12 protein-coding genes are annotated in these 19,411 nt (G+C 68.2%); 6 read left to right on the top strand and 6 right to left on the bottom strand.

What is annotated here, in order from left to right:
* The first annotated feature begins 34 nt into the window (after positions 1–34).
* The 5 genes from N0B15_RS02415 (at position 35) to N0B15_RS02395 (ending at position 11,685) form a co-directional block, all read left to right on the top strand.
* Positions 35–6,553, top strand: coding sequence for a right-handed parallel beta-helix repeat-containing protein (locus N0B15_RS02415; protein WP_263017771.1), 6,519 nt, complete (start codon positions 35–37; stop codon positions 6,551–6,553).
* A gap of 397 nt (positions 6,554–6,950) precedes the next feature.
* Entirely contained in the window at positions 6,951–8,999 is a 2,049-nt protein-coding gene (locus N0B15_RS02410) for a hydantoinase/oxoprolinase family protein (protein WP_263017769.1), read from the top strand.
* Positions 8,996–10,636, top strand: a complete 1,641-nt coding sequence (locus tag N0B15_RS02405; RefSeq protein ID WP_263017767.1) for a hydantoinase B/oxoprolinase family protein — start codon at positions 8,996–8,998, stop codon at positions 10,634–10,636. The genes N0B15_RS02410 and N0B15_RS02405 overlap by 4 nt, the downstream gene beginning before the upstream one ends.
* A 62-nt stretch (positions 10,637–10,698) precedes the next feature.
* Positions 10,699–11,235 (top strand): DUF7342 family protein, encoded by a 537-nt coding sequence (locus tag N0B15_RS02400; protein ID WP_263017766.1) that lies wholly within the window; start codon positions 10,699–10,701, stop codon positions 11,233–11,235.
* 3 nt (positions 11,236–11,238) lie between these two features.
* On the top strand, positions 11,239–11,685 hold the full coding sequence (locus N0B15_RS02395; RefSeq protein ID WP_263017765.1) for a hypothetical protein: 447 nt from the start codon (positions 11,239–11,241) through the stop codon (positions 11,683–11,685).
* Between the two features lie 3 nt (positions 11,686–11,688).
* Here N0B15_RS02395 and N0B15_RS02390 read toward each other — a convergent pair whose 3' ends face one another.
* From N0B15_RS02390 to N0B15_RS02380, 3 genes are read right to left on the bottom strand one after another with little or no spacing between them, the layout of a single operon-like run.
* Positions 11,689–13,344 carry a bifunctional N(6)-L-threonylcarbamoyladenine synthase/serine/threonine protein kinase gene (locus N0B15_RS02390; RefSeq protein ID WP_263017764.1) on the bottom strand — a complete coding sequence of 552 codons (1,656 nt, stop codon included), beginning with the start codon at positions 13,342–13,344 and terminating at the stop codon, positions 11,689–11,691.
* 6 nt (positions 13,345–13,350) lie between these two features.
* Positions 13,351–13,485: a 30S ribosomal protein S27ae gene (locus N0B15_RS02385; protein WP_263017762.1), complete on the bottom strand. Its 135-nt coding sequence runs from the start codon at positions 13,483–13,485 to the stop codon at positions 13,351–13,353.
* 1 nt (position 13,486) lies between these two features.
* Positions 13,487–13,810, bottom strand: coding sequence for a 30S ribosomal protein S24e (locus N0B15_RS02380; protein WP_263017760.1), 324 nt, complete (start codon positions 13,808–13,810; stop codon positions 13,487–13,489).
* Between the two features lie 190 nt (positions 13,811–14,000).
* Between N0B15_RS02380 and N0B15_RS02375 the strand changes: the two genes are divergently transcribed.
* On the top strand, positions 14,001–15,002 hold the full coding sequence (locus N0B15_RS02375; RefSeq protein ID WP_263017758.1) for an outer membrane protein assembly factor BamB family protein: 1,002 nt from the start codon (positions 14,001–14,003) through the stop codon (positions 15,000–15,002).
* Here N0B15_RS02375 and N0B15_RS02370 read toward each other — a convergent pair.
* The 3 genes from N0B15_RS02370 to N0B15_RS02360 all read right to left on the bottom strand — a co-directional run bounded on the left by N0B15_RS02370 (position 14,990) and on the right by N0B15_RS02360 (position 19,325).
* The gene (locus N0B15_RS02370) at positions 14,990–16,012 is read right to left on the bottom strand and encodes a beta propeller repeat protein (RefSeq protein WP_263017756.1); all 1,023 of its coding nucleotides are present in this window, start codon (positions 16,010–16,012) and stop codon (positions 14,990–14,992) included. The two genes, N0B15_RS02375 and N0B15_RS02370, sit on opposite strands and share 13 nt — an antisense overlap.
* Before the next feature lie 64 nt (positions 16,013–16,076).
* A complete protein-coding gene (locus N0B15_RS02365) occupies positions 16,077–18,047 on the bottom strand; it encodes a copper resistance CopC/CopD family protein (RefSeq protein ID WP_263017754.1) in 1,971 nt (656 codons plus the stop codon).
* Positions 18,048–19,325, bottom strand: coding sequence for a beta-propeller fold lactonase family protein (locus N0B15_RS02360; protein ID WP_263017753.1), 1,278 nt, complete (start codon positions 19,323–19,325; stop codon positions 18,048–18,050).
* Positions 19,326–19,411 lie beyond the last annotated feature (86 nt).

Here is a 19,411-nt window from a genome sequence, read left to right as displayed (position 1 = left end):
GGTCGTTCTCGCCGGGCTGGTTCTTGCTTCGATTGTGATACTGTTCGCCGGTACCGGCGGCGCACTTGCCTTCTCCGAGGGTGGTCACCCGTCCGGGGCGGATACCCTGTCGGCGAATGACGTCGAACCGTTCGACGAGGAACCAACGGAGGTGACGACCTGTCGGGAGATATCGACACCGGGTGCGTACGTCCTCGCCGGTGATCTCGCGCCGGACGAGGAAGGCGACCTCGCGCTGGATCCGGAGGAGCACTCGGACAACGCCTGCATTGCGATCAACGCCAGTGGGGTCACGCTGGACGGACAGGGGTACACGATCGACGGCACCGCGGTTCAGGATGTGGACGATTTCGTCGGCATCGAGGCTCAGAATCGCTCCGTTGACGCCGGATACGACGACGCGTCAGAACTCACGGGCGTGACCGTCAGGAACGTGACCGTCGAAGAGTGGCACCGAGGGGTACGGTTCCACATCACGCGAGGAGCGACGATCACCGACGTCACCGGGACGAGCGAGGACGTGACCGAGGACCGGGCGATCCACCTCTCGCACTCCCACGAAGCGACTCTCGAGGAGAACCACGTCGAAGGGACGACGTACGGAATGTATCTACTCGATTCGGACCTGGGGACCGTCAGGAACAACACGATCGACGACGTGTCCCTCCACGGAATCGGCTCGTCGGGAGACTACACGGAGATACGGGACAACGAGCTCACCAACATCGGGCAGAGTTCCTCCGCTGCTGGTGTGGTCCTCGATTCGGCGGATCACGCGACGATCGCGGACAACCGGTTCGTCGGCGGCGGGATGGGAATCGAGACCGCCTACTCCGCGGACCACCCGCTGATCGAGAACAACACGTTCGAAGGGGTCGAGAGCGGGACGGCGATGATGATCGGCGAGGGGACACACGGGGACATCACGACGGACGAAGGGTCGAGAGACGCGACCGTGCGGAACAACACGGTCGACGACTACACGAACGGGATCCGGCTCTACCGACAGTCGACCGGCGCGGAGATCGTCGATAACACCGTCTCGAACGTCACCAACCCCGGACTCGTCGTCACCGGCGGTTCCGACGACGCGTTCATCGGGAACAACTCGGTGACCGACTCGGGACTTGGCCTCAGGCTCGGTAGCGACGACTCGGAGGTCGTCGACAACGAGTTCGCCGGAAACGCCTACGGAATCGAACTCACTCGCACCGACGGCTCGACGATACACCACAACACCGTCACCGACAGCTCGGGTGCGGGACTCGACGTCTTCGGCACGAACGAGGGGACGGTCGTCGCGAACAACTCGTTCGTCGACGGTGGCGACGGGATCGAGATCCGAGACAACGACGGCGTCTCGGGGGTCACGATCAGGCACAACGACGTCAGCGACAACGCCGGGGCCGGCGTCCGGTACGACGACCTGGGCAGTTCGGACAGCGAGGTCGGTCCGCACCTCCTCGAGAACGACATTACGAACAACGCCGAGGAGGGGATCATCGATACCTACGGCGTCAACGTCACGTACGAGGGCAACTACGTCGCGAACAACGGGCTGGAGGGCTTCCGCCTGCTCGAACACGCAGCCGAGTCGACGATCAGGGGGAACACGATCGTCGACAACGGGCACGAGAGCTTCGACGGCGTCGCGGCGATCCACATCGGTGACGACTGGCGCGGTTCCCCCGAGGCCATCACCGTCGAGGACAACGTCCTCTCGAACAACGACGACACCGGCATCGTCGTCGAGGTGACGCCGGACGTCGTAGTCCGGAACAACTCCCTCTCCGGGCACGCCCTCGACGTGCTGCTCGACCGTTCGAGCGAGGTGGTACTCGAGGAGAACACGTTCGAAACCGGTCTCGACATCGCTGCCGAGGAGTCCACTCACTACCTGCACGACGTCGCGGACAACGAGTTCGACGACGGAAGCCCGCTGTACTACGTGCGAGGCGACGCCGACCCGACCGTTCCCGCCGACGCGAATCAGGTGATCGTCGTCGACGCCGACGGCCTCGAACTCGCAGGCGGCGAGTACGACACCGCACCGGCTCCATTCGGCGTGTTGGTCGCCGCGAGCGGCGACGCAACAGTCGAGGGGCTCACGATCACCGGCGACGCCGAGGAGGGCTTGCGTGCGGAGTTCCTCGACGAGTCGACGATCGACGGCGTGTCGATCAGCGGGACCGACGTCGGCATCGCCCTCCGGCACTCGACCGGCACCGTGATCGACGGCGCCTCGATCACGTCGGTCGGTGATCGAGCCACCGAGGAGGGCTTCGGCATCCTCGTCGAGGAGGGAACCGCGGTCGAAATCCGCGGCGGCGAGGTCCTCGACGCTGGCGATAACGCGATCTACGTGGACGGGACGGACGCACCGGTGGTGACGAACACCACGGTCGACGGGGCCGTCCAGGGAGTGGCCGTCTCCGACGGCCCGGAGGCGGTCGTCTCCGGCAACGACGTCTCCGACCTCGACCGGTACGGGATCTTCGTCGACGACGCGACGAACGCGACGGTGGCGAACAACAGCGTGACCGGCGCCACCGCGGACGCCGGGTCGACGTGGGCCGCGCTTCGAGTGAACGACGCCGACGGTTCCGTCGTCTCGGACAATTCACTGACGGGCAACGGCGCCGCCGGACTGGCGGTATCGAGATCGGTCGACGCCGAGATACTCGACAACCAGATCGAGTCGAACGAGATCGGCCTGGATACCAGCGGGGCTGGCACCTCCGGACCGACGAATATGATCGTCGCCGGAAACGTGATCAGGGACAACACCGGGGATGGTGTCACCGACGACGGTACTCGCGAGGGTGGCATCGGCACGCTCGCGAACAACACCATCAGCGACAACAGCGGTGCAGGCGTCTTTTTCGACGGCACCGAGGGCGTGACGATCACCGGCAACGACATCGAGCGAAACGGCGACGCCGGGATCAGTCTGGACGACGCCGAGGACGTGACGATTCGCGAGACCGTCCTCGACGCCAACGGCGTCGGGATCGTGGACGACGACTCGGCAGGTCTCGTCGTCGAGTACTCCGAGATTACGAACAGCGACGGCAACGGTATTGACCTCGACTGGACGTCCGGGTTCGAGCTCCGGAACAGCACGATCTCGGGCCACGATCGCTGGTGGTCCAGCGCGGGCCTCAACGGCGAACTGTCCTCTAGCAGCGTGATCGCCGACAACGTGTTCGAGTCGAATCAGCAGGCGATCGAACTCAGCGAGCAGCGGTGGTTCAACGACCTGGTCGGTGTGGCCATCGAGGTTCGAGGCAACGACTTCGTGAGTAACGACGGCGGGGTGACCGTCGACGCTGAGGCGGACGAGGTCGCGATCGTCGAGAACAGCTTCGAGTCGACGACCGGGCTGGCAGTGGAGTACGCCGTGACCGATCCGGCGCACTCTCTGAACGCGACGAACAACTGGTGGGGCGACGCGAGCGGTCCGAGCGGCGGCGTCGAAGATCCCGTGACCGGCACCAGCGCGGACGGATCCGGCGACGACGTGGGCGAGAACGTGCTGTTCGACCCGTGGCTCACCTCGGAACCGGACGACGACGAGCCGGGTGACGAGCCCGAAGCGGACCTCTCGCTCGTCGACGCATCGGTGAGCGAGACCGACGTCGTCGAAGGAGACGACGTGACGATCACCGCCGACGTCGAGAACGCCGGGGACGCAGCCGGCGAGTACACCGCCGCCCTCGAGATCGACGGCTCGGGCGTGGCGACCGAGACAGTATCGGTCGACGCCGGGGAGACCGAATCGGTCTCGTTCACCCACGCCTTCGACACCGCTGGCGCGTACGACGTGACCGTCGACGGCGTCGAGGCGGGAACCGTCTCCGTCACCGAACCGACGGGTGGGCTCGTGATTCAGGTGACGGACGAAGACACCGGGGATGGGATCGAGATGGCCTACGAGATCTGGGACGGCGACACCCTCATCGAGGATGGTGAGACGGACGATAACGGAGCGACGTTCTTGGCTTCGGTACCCGTCGGTACGTACGACGTCGACCTCTCCGCACCGGGCTACGAGCCGAAGACGGTCGAGGCCGTCGAGATCGAGCCGGACGAGGACACCAACCTGTACGTGGACCTGACGCCGCTACCAGAGCTGTCTGTCGTCGATGCCAGCTTGAGCGACGACGAGGTCGCGGTGGGTGAGAACGTGCGGATCACCGCCACCGTCGAGAACAGCTTCGAGTCGGCCGAGACCTACGAGGCGACCCTCGAAATCGACGGGGCACCCGTCGCGAACGAGACGGTGTCGGTCGACGCGAACACCACGGCGACCGTGGCGTTCACGCACGGCTTCGACGATGGCGGCCTCTTCGACGTGACCGTCGACGGGGTGGCCGCCGGGACCGTCACCGTCGACGACCCGGCCCTCGAGGTGACAGACGCCTCGGTGAGTACCGACGAAGCCGCAGTGGGCGAGGACGTGACGATCACCGCGACCGTCGAGAATTCGGGTGTGGAAACGGGGAGTCACGTCACCACGCTCGGGGTCAATGGCACGGCCGTGGCGACCGAGACCGTCGAGGTGGCCGCGAACGGTTCGATGGAAGTCGAATTCACGCACGCCTTCGACGAGGGAGGCGTCTTCGATGTGACGGTCGACGGGGTCGACGCCAATACCGTGACGGCCGTCTACACGACCGGTGGAGTCGTCCTCTCCGTGACCGACGCAGTGAGCGGGGACGGGACCGAAGCGACGTTCGAGATCCGCGACGGTACCGAGACAGTCCGCCACGGTGTGACGAGCGAAGACGGGCACACGCTGGAGGTCGGACTGGACATCGGGACCTACGAGGTCGACGTTTCGACACCGGGATACGAGACGAATACGACCGCGGACGTCGAGATCGAGGGTGGTGAGAACACGGACGTGACAGTCGAGCTGACGCCGGTTGCCGTCCTGTCGATCACCGACGTCTCCCTGAGCGATGACGAGGTCGACGAAGGCGAGGAGGTAACGATCACTGCCGAGGTCGAGAACGCCGGCGCGGCGGCCGGGAACCTGACGGCCGCCCTCGAGATCGACGGGACGGCCGTGACGAACGGGACGGTCGCGGCCGACCCCGGCGAGACCGAGACGATCGGGTTCACGCACGCGTTCGACGACACGGGCGACTACGACGTGACCGTCGACGGTGTCGAGGCGGGAACCGTCTCCGTCATCGAACCGTCGACGGGGTCGCCGCCGTCCGGCCCGTCACCGTCACCATCACCGTCTCCGCCACCGTCCGACCCTGATCCAGAGACGGAGGTTTCCGTCGACGAGAGCGACGGCGGGGTGACCGCAGTGGTCACCGCTGCGGAGGCGACCGAGCCGACGTCGATTCCGTTCGGTGACGAACTCGGAGACGAGGCGACACTCTCGACGGTGACCCTCACGACGGTCGACGACGCCGACTTCGACGTGACGATCCAGACGACTGACGGGACCCCCGCGGACGCCAACCAGTTACCGAACGAACCGGCGGAACTGCTCACAATGGAGATCGACGCCAGCCTCGAGGCTGACGAGATCGATGCCGCAACGCTCGAGTTTCACGTTTCGGGCGACGAACTGGCTACGCACGACCTCGATGCGGGGGACGTAACGCTGTACCACCTGGTCGACGGCGAGTGGACCGAACGCAACACTGATCTGGACGACCAGTTCCCGGGCAGCTCCTGGGATTCGCAGGACCTGAACGACCTGTTCCCGGGAAGCACCTGGGAGGACGCCGAGGAGCCGTCGGATCTCTTCCCTGGTAGCTCCTGGGACTCGCAGGACCTGAACGACCTGTTCCCGGGAAGCACCTGGGAAGAGGCGGATGAGCCGTCGGATCTCTTCCCGGGTAGCTCCTGGGAGGACGCCGAGGAGCCGTCGGATCTCTTCCCGGGCAGCTCCTGGGACTCGCAGGACCTGAACGACCTGTTCCCGGGAAGCACCTGGGAGGACGCCGAGGAGCCGTCGGATCTGTTCCCGGGTAGCTCCTGGGAGGGCGCTGAGGAGCCGTCGGACCTGTTCCCGGGTAGCTCCTGGGACGAAACGGATGCGCACGAGCGGCAATCTGACGCGTACTACAGCGCACAGACGCCCCATTTCTCGGCGTTCGCGCTCGTCGGTCACCAGTCCGACCTCGCCGTCGTCGACCACTCGGTGTCGCAAACGGGGTTGTCGGTCGGCGAATCGGTGACGGTCGAGGCGACGGTCCGAAACGACGGCGGCGCGACCGGAAACTACGAAGTCGGTCTCGAGGTCGACGACGTGGTCGAAGCGACGGAGTCCGTGTCGGTCGAACCGGGTGCCGAAACCGAAGTGTCGATAAGCCACACATTCGAGACGGCCGGTGAGTACACGCTCGCCGTCGACGGGATCGACGCGGGAACGGCGATTGTCGAAGACAGTACCGACGCCGGGACGGTGCCGGACGAGCCGGATCCGTCAGACGATGGGGCGGACGACGATGGGCTGCCAGGATTCGGCGCGATGGTCGCACTCCTCGCGCTCGCTTCGGTGGTCGTCGTGGCTCGGCTCCGGTGATCGCTGCCCCGCGCGTGGAGACGGCCCGCGTCCGTTTTGGCGAGCGTGGGTCGGGATAGGGTCGGACGTTCGACTGGAAGTGCCTCACGATCACACGAAGCCCCACGACCCAGAGACGGTCGAGTCCGTCACGGACGAGCGGTCACCGAAACGGATCCGTTCGCCACGCAGCGGGGCTGGTAGTGGTATTTTAGTGTTCGCATAGGCCGTCGGAGCACCACAATCCAAGACGCTCGGTTGACCAGCATCGTACGGCCGACCGCGTTGAATCGGCGACTAGTCTAAAGGGTGAGGCTTCTGCTTGCTACCAGCCACACCGCCCCGCCTGCCCGCCTGCCTGCAATATCGCCAGTCGACAATCCTTTTGCTCGAGAGCGCGCTCGCTACGCACGATTACATGACTGGAGACGAGGCGACCGACACCCACGCCCCCGTTCGTCTCGGCGTCGACGTCGGTGGGACGTTCACCGACGTCACCCTGACGACGCCGACGGGCGACCTCGTGACCGCCAAGGTTCCGACGACGGCCGACCAGAGCGAGGGCGTACTCGCCGGTATCGAGGCCGCGACCGAGCGAGCGGGACTCGAACCGGACGCGGTCGAGGAGTTCACCCACGCGACGACCGTCTCGATCAACGCCCTGCTCGAGCGCTCGGGCGCGAAGACCGCCCTCGTGACGACGGCGGGCTTTCGCGACGTCCTCGAGATCGGTCGCCAGACGCGCCCGTCGCTCTACGACGTGACGGCCACCCGGCCGGAGCCGCTGGTTCCGCGCCGCCGCCGCCTCGAGATCGACGAGCGAGCGAGCGAAGACGGCGTCGAGCGGCCGGTCACCGACGAGGCGTGCGCTCGCCTCGCCGACGAGGTCGAGGCGCTGGGGGCCGAGAGCGTCGCCGTCTCGTTGCTCCACGCCTACGCCACCCCCGAGAACGAGGCTCGCCTCGCCGACGCGTTGCGCGAGCGTCTCTCCGTGCCGGTTTCCGCCTCTCACGAGGTCCTTCCCGAGTTCCGGGAGTTCGAGCGCACCTCGACGACGGCCGTCGACGCTTTCGTCCGGCCGACGATCGACGCCTACCTCGGCCGTCTGATCGACCGGCTCGTCCCGCTCGAGGTGCCGCCGCCGCACGTGATGGGCTCGAACGGCGGCATCGCCGCCGCCGAGACGGTCCGCGAGCGAGCGGCGACGACGCTGCTCTCGGGGCCCGCCGCGGGCGTCGTCGGTGCGAGTCGGACCGCCTCGGCCGTCGCCGACGAGCGCGACCTCGACGGCCTCGTCACCTTCGACATGGGCGGCACCTCGAGCGACGTGAGTCTCGTCACCGACGGCGATGTCGCGCGGACGACCGACGCCGTCGTCGACGGCCTCCCGCTCGGCCTCCCGATGGTCGACCTCGAGACGGTCGGCTCCGGCGGCGGGAGCGTCGCCTGGGTCGACGAGGGCGGCGCGTTGCGCGTCGGCCCGCGCTCGGCCGGTGCCGACCCCGGGCCCGCCTGTTACGGCCGCGGCGGGGACGAACCCACCGTGACGGACGCGACGCTCGCCCTCGGCTATCTCGGGAGTGACACCGCCCTCGGGGGGACGCTCTCGCTCGAGCCAGACCGCGCGCGGGCCGTCCTCTCGGCGCTGGCGGCCGAGGCGGCGCTCGAGTCGGCGCTCGAGGCCGCCGCGGGCGTCTACCGCGTCGCGAACGCGACGATGGAGCGGGCGATCCGGGCCGTCACCGTCGAACGCGGCCACGACCCGCGCCGGTTTGGCCTGGTCGCCTTCGGTGGTGCGGGGCCGGTCCACGCCGCCGCGCTCGCCGACCGCCTCGAGATGGAGACGGTCGTCGTTCCGCTCCCGGCGGGCGTCCTCTCCGCGTTCGGCTTACTCGTCGCCGACGAGCGTGCCGACGCCGCCCGCACCCACCGCGTCTCGCTCGCCGACGCCGACCTCGAGACGCTCGAGACACTGTTTACCGATCTCGAGTCAGATGCGCTCGCTGACGTGCGAGCGCCCGACCAGGCGACGCTCGAGCGCCGCGTCGACTGTCGCTACCGGGGCCAGAGTTTCGAACTCGCGGTTCCCGTCGGCGATCCGATCGACCGCGCGGCCGTCGAAGCGCGCTTTCACGAGGCCCACGAGCGCGCCTACGGCTACCGGCGCGAGGAACGGATCGACCTCGTCACGTTGCGCGCGAGCGCCGTCGTCGAGCGCGACGCCGTCTCCCTCCGCTACGACGGCGGCGACGACCTCGAGTCGGCAAGACGCACCACGCGTCCGATTCACGTCGACGGCACCGAACGCGACGCCCCCGTCTACGAGCGGCCCCGACTGCCGGTCGACGCGCGCGTCGACGGCCCAGCGGTGATCGAAGGCCGCGAGGCGACGACGCTCGTGCCACCCGACTGGCAGATGACGGTTCACACCGACGGCACGCTGGTCCTCCGGAGGGACCGCCGATGAGCGCCGTCGACCCGATCACCCTCGAGATCGTCCGCAACCGACTCGAGGGTGTCGCGACCGAGATGGGCCAGGTACTGATCCGGAGCGCCGCCTCGCCGAACATCAAAGAGCGCCGGGACTGCTCGACGGCGCTGTTCGACGCCGACGGGCGGCTCGTTGCCCAGGCCGAACACATCCCCGTCCACCTCGGCGCGATGGGCCGGTCGGTCGAGACCGTCCTCGAGCGCGAGCGTGCGCCGCGACCCGGCGACGTCTACCTGCTCAACGACCCGTTCGAGGGCGGCACCCACCTCCCCGACGTGACGCTCGTCGCGCCGGTCACACTCGCGGACGAGGTCGTCGGCTACGCCGTCTCGCGCGCCCACCACGCCGACGTCGGCGGCTCGACGCCGGGGAGTATGCCCGCCGGGGCTACCGAGATCTACCAGGAGGGCCTTCGCATCCCGCCCGTCCGCCTCGTCCGCGAGGGCGACCTCGCGACGGACGTCCGCTCGCTCGTACTCGCGAACGTCCGCACGCCCGACGAACGCCGCGCCGACTTACGCGCCCAGCGCGCGGCGACCGACCGCGCCCAGACACGCCTTCGCGAGATCGACGCCGACCTCGAGATCGACCTCGAGACCGCCTTCGACGCCGTCATCGACTACTCGCGCGAACGAACCCACGCTCAGCTCGCGCGCTTTCCGGACGGGACCTACACCGCCCGGGACGTCCTCGAGGGCGATGGCGTGCGTGACGACCCGATTCCGATCGCGGTGTCAGTGACCGTCGAGGGCGCGTCGGTAACGGTCGACTTCTCGGGTACCGCCGACCAGGTCGAGGGCAACCTCAACGCCCCGCTCGCGGTCGCGACGAGCGCGGTCTACTTCGTCCTCCGGGCGGTGACCAACCCCGACATCCCGCCGAACCACGGCTGTTACGAGCCGGTTTCGGTCACCGCACCGCGTGGCTCGCTCCTCGACCCGGAGCCGCCAGCCGCGGTCGTCGGCGGCAACGTCGAGACCAGCCAGCGGGTCGTCGACGTCGTCTTCGCTGCGCTCGCCGGCTGTGTCCCCGAGCGCGTCCCCGCCCAGAGCCAGGGCACGATGAACAACCTCGTGATCGGTACCCGAGGGCGCGCCAGCGCCGACGGCGACGCGGACGGTTTCACCTACTACGAGACCATCGGCGGCGGGATGGGCGCCCACGCCGGCGGCGACGGCATCGACGGCGTCCAGGTCGGGATGACCAACACGCTCAACACGCCGGTCGAAGCCCTCGAGACCGAGTACCCCCTGCGGGTCGAGCGCCACGCACTCCGCCCCGATACTGGCGGCGACGGCGAGTTCCGCGGCGGTCTCGGACTCGAGCGCGCCATCACGCTCGAGACCGACGCGGTCGTCTCGCTGCTGACCGAGCGCCGTCGCCGCCAGCCAGCGGGGACAGACGGCGGCGACCCCGGTGCGAGCGGGCGCAACCTCGTCGACGGCGACCCCGTCGGCTCGAAACTCACCCGTACGCTCCCCGCGGGGACGACCGTCACCGTCTGTACGCCCGGTGGCGGCGGCTACGGCGACCCGGCCGCACGCGACGCCGACGCTCGAGCGCGGGACGTCGCCGACGGGAAGGTACTCGAGGACGAGCCAGCCGACGAGTGAGCCACTCGATATGGGTCGACACTGTCTCAACCTATATTGTGGTGTAGCTCGAATTACTCCGTATGGTTCCGTCCGACGAGCACGATGGTCCCTCGCTGGCAGCACGCCACACCACGGGCGAGGACCGCGTCAGGATGGTCGCTCGCCAGCTTACCACGCCGCAGACGGCGAACTGGATCGCCGCTGAAGCGGGCTGGTCACACGAACCGACGCGGCGCGTGCTCGAGCGACTCGTCGACGATGGCGTGCTGCGCCGCGACGACAGCGGCGCTCACACCACCTACTCCCCGGACTACCGGCGACAGGCGATGCAGGAAGCGACGCGTCTGCGTGACAGCGGGCGGAGCGTCGAGGAACTCACCGACCGCCTCCTCGAGATGAACGCACAGATCCGCGCGTGGAAACGCGAGTTCGACGTCTCCGCTCCTAACCACCTCCGTGCGACGGTTGCCGACGACTCGCTCACGCCGACAGAGGCGGCCCGTCGCCGTGACGTCGCCCGCGAGTGGGACCACCTCGAGCGGCGAGTTCGAATCGTCGGCTTCGCCGTCCGTGAGTGGGACTTTCTGGCACCCGCCGGGGCCGAAGCCAGCAACTGACGGATGTCCGTTCCCCACCCGGGTGGCGATCCGAACGTCATGCTCTACGAAGGGCTCAAACGCGACGTCCTAGCGCGTCTCCCACAGATCACGACGGTCGAGTACGTCCCGGACGACGTCGAGGCGAAGCGCCTTCGCGCCACGTTCGACCCGGTCCGCCTCGAGCCACCGACTGGTCCGGACGCGATGCTCGTCGTCACGTGGTACCGTGCGACCCCACACGACTGGTTCCGCGTCAACTACAGTGACCCGAATACGGACCTCCACGCGGGCTGGCACCAGGACGAAGATCACACAGACCTCGGCCCGACACACGCCCAGTGTACGGTCGACGGCCACACGGACCGGTGGGCGGTGACCTTCGAACACGAGACGCCGTCGCTCGTCCTCTGGGAGATTCTCGAGGCCCTGCTCGAGACGGTCCTGCCAGCGTTCCACCCGGAGGGGTAACTCTCAGCCCGAGACGTAGCGCCCGCGCGCTTCGACCTCGGCGAGGCGCTCGAGTACCTGCGCATCGCCGACGGCCGCGTAACCGTCTCGAGCGGCCTCGCGCAGCGGGCCGGGGTCGCTCGCGGTGCCGACTAAGCTCTGATCGAAGACGTGGAGGTCCATCGCGTAGTCCTCGACGTGGTCGGTGTGGTAGCCCAGACCGAAGTCGATGAGGTAAATTCCCTCGCCGTCGGTCTCGACGCGGACGTTTCGGGTCGTCGGATCGCCGTGGACGAACCCCGCGGCGTGGAGCCGGGCGAGGTGTTCGCCGACCGTCCGGACCCGCTCACACGAGAGCGCGTCGCGTAAGTCCGCGTCGCCGACGGCGGCGAACTCGAGGCTCGCCTCGGCCGTGTCGACGTCGTAGATGACGGGCGTGGGAACGCCGTTTCGCCGGGCCAGACTCGTCAGGCGGGCCTCGAGTGTGGTCCGCTCCCGGCGGAGCCGTTCGTCGAGAGCGGGGTGGCGGTAGCCTTTGGGGAGGCGGCGTTTCAGGACGACCTCGCCGTCGAACGTGACGAGCGCCTCTGCGCCCCTGATCTCTCGGTCGTCGGTCGTTTCGAACACGTCACCGCCGTCTCGCCAGGTGACGGGCACCTGGTCGGGCCGGAAGTTCGGGTCGACGTGGGAGTCTTCGAGCGCGAGGGTGTCGCCTGCGGCGTACATCTTCGCGCCGAGAACGGCAATCATGCCCGCGTTGTCCCGCAGGAAGCGCGCGTCGGGGGCGTGGAACTCGGCCCCGCGTTCGGCGCACATCTCGGCGAGCATCTCACGCAGGCGGGCGTTCTGGCCGACGCCGCCGCCGAGGACGAGTTCGTCGCTGCCCGTCAGCGAGAGCGCCCGCTCTGCGACCTCGGTGAGCATCCCGAAGACGTTCTCCTGGAGACCGGCGCAGACGTCCTCGACGGGCGTCCCCGCGTCGTAGGCGTCTTTGGCCGCGCTCATAATTCCTGAGAACGAGAAGTCCATCCCCTTGACGACGTACGGCAGGTCGACGTACGAACCCTCGAGTGCGGCCTGTTCGACTTTCGGGCCGCCGGGGTGGCTCCAGCCGACGTGACGGGTGAACTTGTCGATGGCGTTGCCGACGCCGGTGTCCATCGTCTCGCCGAGGACGCGGTAGCGGCCGTTGCGGTAGGCGAGGACGTGGGCGTTGGCTCCGCTCGCGTTCAGACAGACCGGCGAGTCGAAGCCGGAGGTGTGACGCCCGATTTCGAGGTGGGCGACCATGTGGTTGACGCCGACGAGAGGCACTTCGAGCGTCCCCGCCAGCGCACGGGCGGCCGTCCCGACGATGCGCAGACAGGGACCGAGACCGGGTCCGCGTGAGAAGGCGACGGCGTCGACCGGTGGGGTCTGCTGGCCCGACGAGCCTCGCTCGCCGACGTCGATGGGTGTGCCCGACGACTCGTCGGCGGTCTCGACGGCGTACTCGAGCGCCGCCTCGACGACGCGCGGAACTGCCTCGTGCATGTGTTCGGCGGCCTCGCGGGGGTGAATGCCGCCGCTCGCTGGCTGGTAGGCGTCGCTCTCGATGAACAGCGAGTCGGTGTCGCGCTCAGAATCGTACACTGCGGCGCTGGCCGCCCAGGCAGTGCCCTCGATTCCGAGGATTCGCATCGCTCCTTACTCCCACTCGGTGTAGCCGCACTTCCCGCAGTGTTTGCGGTCGCCGTGGTCTGCGAGGAAGACGTCGCCACAGCGGGGACACTGTTCGCGGTCGGTCGTCCCGTCGTCGTTGTAGAGTTCGTAGTGTGCCATCTCAGGCCTCCTCCGCCTCGGCTTCCGCCTCGACCTCTTCGTCTTCGGCGGTGATCTTGTTGCGCTCGAGCATGTGTTCCTGTTCGACGTCGGTGGCGTGGGCGGAGCTCTCGTAGACTTTCGCGTAGCCGACGGTCTTTCGCATCCCGAACTTGGTGTCGAGTTTGCGAACCACGACCTCGTCTGCGTTCTTGTTCAGCTTGGCCGCGAGGCTGTCGCGCACCTGCAGGCGCGAGGGGGTCGCCTCGTCGTGGGTCAGTTCGAACGTGACGTCCGTTCTGTGCAACATGGGGTTCTCCTGTTCGGAGATGATGTCGACGTCCATGATATCACTCAGTTACCCTACTATGCCGCGGTGGCGTGTAAAAGGATTTCGAAGCGGGGGGGTCGCCGGTGTGTGTACGCCGGGGCGCTCGTGGCCGTTCGCTCGAGCGCTCGTCCACTGTCGCGCCGTCGTCCGCTCCGACCATCCTTACAGCGTAATGTATTTCCACCTGCTCTCTGTTCGTTCGGGTATGACCGGTCAGTCGAACGATAGCTCGGCGCGTCTCGTCTTCCCTCGCCGAACCGTCTTACAGGCCATCGCCGGAGGGGGGATTCTCTCGAGTGCGTCTCAGCGGACGAAAGACCGGGTCCGAAGCACGCTCGTCCCCTTCCCGCCCGACGAACAGACGACCGTCCACACCGCCTCACAGACGGACCACGTCATCTTCGTCGCCGAGACTGGCTTCAGCGTCCACCGCGGAGGGACGCTCTCGCTCGAGTGGAAACAGGACCTCGAAGCGGAGGGCGAGACCGTCTCCGCGTGCATCCACGAGGACCGACTGTTCGTCTACGCCAGCGGCGGCGGCGCGGAGCTGCGCGCCTACAGCATCGAGGCCGGCGAGGAACTGTGGCGCGTCTCGAGCGACGAACCACGCTCCGATGAAGGCGGAAAATCCCTCGCCGGTCCCGTCTACAGCGACGGGCGCGTCTACGGCGCGAGCGCCTCACCCGCTGGCGGCCGCCTACTCGTCGCCGACGCCGAGAGCGGCGATCTCCTCGAGACGGGTCCCGAACTCGACGGCGAACTCTACGCCGCCGACGGCGGCGTCTACGCCCTGCGCGAACCGGGGACCGGTCCGGCGCTCTCGCGTCTCGACGCCGACGGGAGCGAACGCTGGTCGGCGACCGGCTACCGGCTCGTTCCCGACCTCGCCACCGCCGTCGACGGGACGCTCTACGCGCTCACCGCGGGCGGCGACTGCTGTGCGTTCGCCGACGACCCCGAACCCGCGTGGTGTATCGCTCTCGAAGACCTTCTCCGTGCACGTGCCGGCGCTGGCCTCACGCTCGAGGGCGTCGTCGAACCGCCCGCCGTCGCCGAGAGCGACACCGGCGACTCGTTGCTCTCGCTCGAGGTGGCGACGTCGCTCGGGCCGTACATCCTGTTGGTCGACCACGACGGAACGATCACGCGTGCCGTCGCCGTCGACCCCGACGACGAGGACGTCGGCGAGTCAGTCTACGAGTTCTGACTGCTCGCGACGACCGCGAGACCGCGCGGCGTCTGTTCTTCGAGCCGTTCGTCCCACTCGAGTTCGAGCCGTCGCCACGCGTCGCCGAAGTCCGCCGTGTGGTAGACGCCCCGGTTGGTCGCCGCGTACACCTCCCCGCCAGTACCGGTCGTCGCGAGGACAGCCCGCACCACACCCTCGCCCATCGGCAACCCGAGGCCGTCGAGGCGTTCCCACGGCTCCTCGCCTTCGCGGCGGTAGACGTAGGCATCCGCCGTCTCGGGCGTGTGTGCGCTTCGTGCCCCGTCCGCACTCGAGACCAGGATCCGGTCCGGGTCGGCTGGGTCCGGACGGACGCTCCAGCAGTAGGTGTGGTCCAGTCCCTCCTGTGGCCGCGCCCAGGACTCGCCGCCGTCGTCGGAGAGCGCGAAGCCGTCGCCAGCGGCCGTGTAGACGCGCCCCTCCCGGTCGGGGTGGACGGCGAGGCTGTGGTTGTCCCGGCGCGACCCCGGCGGGCGTTCGCGCCAGGTCTCCCCGCCGCCCTCGCCGACGACGAACGCACCCAGTTCGATGCCGACGTAGAGGCGTTCGGGGTCGAACGGGTCGACCTCGAGCCAGCGGGTGTGGTGGGTGTCCGGCCGCGGCGGGAAGTACCACTCGTCTTCGGAGGGGAGGTCGACGAGTCCCTCGAGGTGTTCCCAGGTGTCGCCGCCGTCGTCCGAGCGGTAGACGCGACTCGGCTCCGTCCCGGCGTAGACCACGTCGGGGTCGTGTGGGCTGACCGTGAGCGACATCACCGCGTCGCTCACGAACTCGGGCGTCTCGAGCGGGTCGACGGAGTCGCCGCCGTCGAGCGATCGGAAGAGACCGTCCTCGAACGTGCCGACGAAGACCCGGTCGGGGACCTCGGGCGAGACCGCGACGCACTCGAGGTCGAGCCCCTCGAGGTGGGTGGCCGTCGTCCAGGAGTCGCCGTCGTCACTCTCCGAGATCAGCAGTCGGTTCCGCATCGCGAGGTAGAGGCGTGTCATAGCCGCCGTGTAGGGCGTACGCGCGTAGAAGTGTTGGGCTTCGGTGTCGAAATCTCGAGGCGGGCTACTCGCCGGTCTGGTTCTCGCGTCGCCCGAAACGCAGGGTTTCGACGGTGACGGCGAGCGAGCCGACGATTCCGACGCCCATCGCGCCGAGGCGCAACAGCGTGGTGAACCCGGTCTCTTCGGGACCGTGGTCGTGGTCGTCGTGGCCGTGGCCTTCGGGGATGGCGTAGCCGTCGACCCACTCGCTGACGAAGGTGCCCCCGACGGAGCCGGTGATCCGCAGCTCCCACCACTCCGCGTCGGGCAGCGCTTGCACGCTCGCGTAGGTGCCGTCGTCGGTCGGCTCGAGGTCGAAGCGCATCGTCGTCCCCGAGCGCTCGTTGTGGGCGAGTACCGACACCGTCCGGTCGGAGTCGACGCGTTCGCCGGTTCCGTCGGTGAAGGCGACCTCGAAGACGACGGGTGCGCCCTCGTCGACGAAGAACGCCTCCTGGGCCTCGTGAGCGGGCAGCGTCGTCAGCGTGAGGACACCCTCGTCGAACTCGCGCTCGAGCGTGGCGGTCTCCGGCCCGTCGTCGTCGGCCGCGACCGCCGCCGTCGGCGCGGAGGTCAACAGCGCCGAGAGCAACAGGACGCCGACGAGGACGGCTACCTCGAGTCGGATCGCCCGCCGGACGAGCACCGTGGGCTCGCTCGTTCGTCCGCCATCTTCGCGGACGGCCCGGCCGGCGCTCGCTCGGCTCGACCGCGCTCGTTCGGGCGTTCTCGACTCGAGTCGCCGGAGGAGGACCGTCCGGGTGAGCCCCCCGAGACCGAGTGCGACGAAGACGAGCAGCGTCTTCGCCGAGAGCGCCGTCCCGTACAGCGTCTCGGTGAACGCCTCGAGCGTGGGTGCGTGCCAGGAGGCGAGGACGAGTCCCGTCGTCAGCGCGAGCGTCACGCCGGTGAGCGCGACGATGGAGTAGCGTCGGATCGCTGCGGCGGCGACGCTCGCACGCGCCGACTCGTCGACCCGTTCCAGCGCGACGGGTAGTGCGAGCGCGAGGACGAGCAAGCCGCCGACCCACAGTCCTGCGCCCGCGATGTGTGCGAAGTCGACGGCGGTCCCCTGGAGGCGGTCGATCGCCGTCGCCGAGTGGCTGGTCGAGCCGACCAGCGCGCCGACGGCGACGCCGCCGAGACCCGCCGCCGCCAGCCAGAGCCGGCGGTCGAGTCCCCTGGTCGCGGCGGCGAGTAACACGGCCGCGATGACGCCCGCGAGCGCCAACTGTGCGAGCCAGACCGCGCCGAGGCTCGTGCCGACGAACTCACTGAGCGCCCCACTCGAGAGACCGTCGAGCGACGCTGCCCTGACGAGACCGAGCGCGAGAACACCGACGAACAGGAGGACGCCAGCCCCGGCGAGGACGCGCGTGAGCCGCGAGTCGACGCTCGAGCGTGCCGCCTCGTTCCGGCCGACGACCGGGTAGAGCGCGACCCACGCCGTGACGGGGATGCCGACGAGACCGACGAGCGAGAGCAAGACGAGACCTTTCGCTCCGGCTTCCCATCCTGCGACGCCGTCGTCATCGTCGTCTTCGTACGTTGCGAGGACGGCGTCGCGGTCGAGTTCCTCTTCGCCGACGGTGAAGAAGAACGAGCCGGAGGTGGTGTGGCCGTCGTCGGCGAGCACCTCCCAGTGAACGGTGTACATCCCATCCGGAGCCGAGTCAGGCGACTCGAGTGCGAGCGGAATCGAGACGCGCTGGGTGTCGGCTTCGTCGATGACGGCTTCGCCGGCGACCTCTTCCCCGTCGGGGTCGACGATGCGCGCTTCGGTAACGATCTGGACGCCGTCACCCGAGAAGGTGAGGTCCACCGACTCGGGGACCGATTCGAGCGCTTCGCCGTTGGCCGGGTCGGACTCGCTGAGGTAGGCGTGGCCGGCGACCTGCGTCGCCACTGCGCCGAGGGCGACCGTCGCGACCAGCAGGCCGACGAGGACGAGCGTTGCGGCCTGTAGGCGTCCGTGCGATCGGTGTGGTCTCATCTAGGTTCCTGTGTGTCCGGTTCCGGAGTCGCCGACGTACTGGAGGGTGTCGACGCCGTCGGCGACGGGAACCTGTGCGGTGACTTCTCGGGCTGCCATGTCGACGATGGCGACGGTGCCGTCGGCTTCGGCGGGCGTGAAGAAGTAGCCGCCGCCGGCGACGCCGCTACGGTGGAGGAAGCGCGCTCCTTCGGGGCGCTCGATGTCGCCGACGGTGAGCGTGTCGACGACATCGAGTGCGTCGACGTCGATGACGGCACCTTCGTCGTTCATCGTGTTCGCGGTGAAGGCGTAGAGCGTCTCGCCGTCGTCGTAGTAGCGTAGCGCGTCCGGACCGCCGTCGACCTCGACGGTGCCGATGGGATCGCTGTCCTCGCTCGTCGCGTCGAAAAAGCGGATCGAATCGCCGTCGAGGACGCCCATCATCGTCTCGTCGGGGGTGAGGTACATTCCACCGGCGAACTCGAGTCTGTCGACGACTCTGTCGGTCTCGACGTCGACGACCCCGGTCTCGCCGACGCCACCGGAGCGCTCGAAGTAGGCGAGTCCGCTCTGTGGCGCGTAGGCCTTGTAGTGGGTGCCGCCCTCCTCGCCGAGTTCGACGAAGCCGTTGCGCTCGTAGGCGTCCATGTCGATGATCGGCGCGCCGGGGTCGTTGACGTTGGTGGCGTACCCCTTCGAGCCGAAGTCCTCGTGGTAGAGGAGTTTCCCGTGGCCTTCGCCCTCGAGTCCGGAGTCGACGATCTCGACCACGTCGTGTGAGTCGGTGTCGATGACGTAGAACGCGCCCTCGTCGTCGGCGTGGGCCCAGATTTCGTCCGGTTTGGGGTGGTACATGTGGGTTGCGCCGGGTCCGATGTCGACCTCGGTGACGACCGAGCGCGTCTCGGTGTCGATGACGAGCACCTGTGCGAGCGCGTCGTTGATGACGTAGATCTCGCTGTGGTCGTGGGTGATGCGCGGGTCGCCCCACGACGCCCCGGAGACGGCGTCGGTGATCGTCTCGACGACTGTGCCCGTCTCGGGGTCGATAATCGCGATCTCGTCGGGGGCGAACGCGTAGAGGAGACCGTCGCTGCCGGGTGCGTCGCTCTCGCCACCGTGGTCGTCGTCGTGATGGTCGTCGTCACCGTGACCGTGGTCATCGTGGCCATCGTCGTGACTGTGACCGTGGTCGTCGTCGCCGTTCTCGTCGTCGCTCAGACACCCGGCGAACCCGAGCGCCATCCCACCGGCTGTCAACTGTACGAACCGTCGTCGTGTCTCTCGCCGCTCCATACGGGTGTTCCATCACCCCTAGTATTGCGGGTTCTGGTTCAGTCGTCGAATCCCCTCGAGCGCTGTTCCGTCTGGTGATTTTTCCT

Origin of the sequence: Natronobiforma cellulositropha (assembly GCF_025629245.1) — an archaeon.
Classification (GTDB): Archaea; Halobacteriota; Halobacteria; order Halobacteriales; family Natrialbaceae; genus Natronobiforma; species Natronobiforma cellulositropha.
This window is presented reverse-complemented; position numbering and strand designations above follow the sequence as displayed.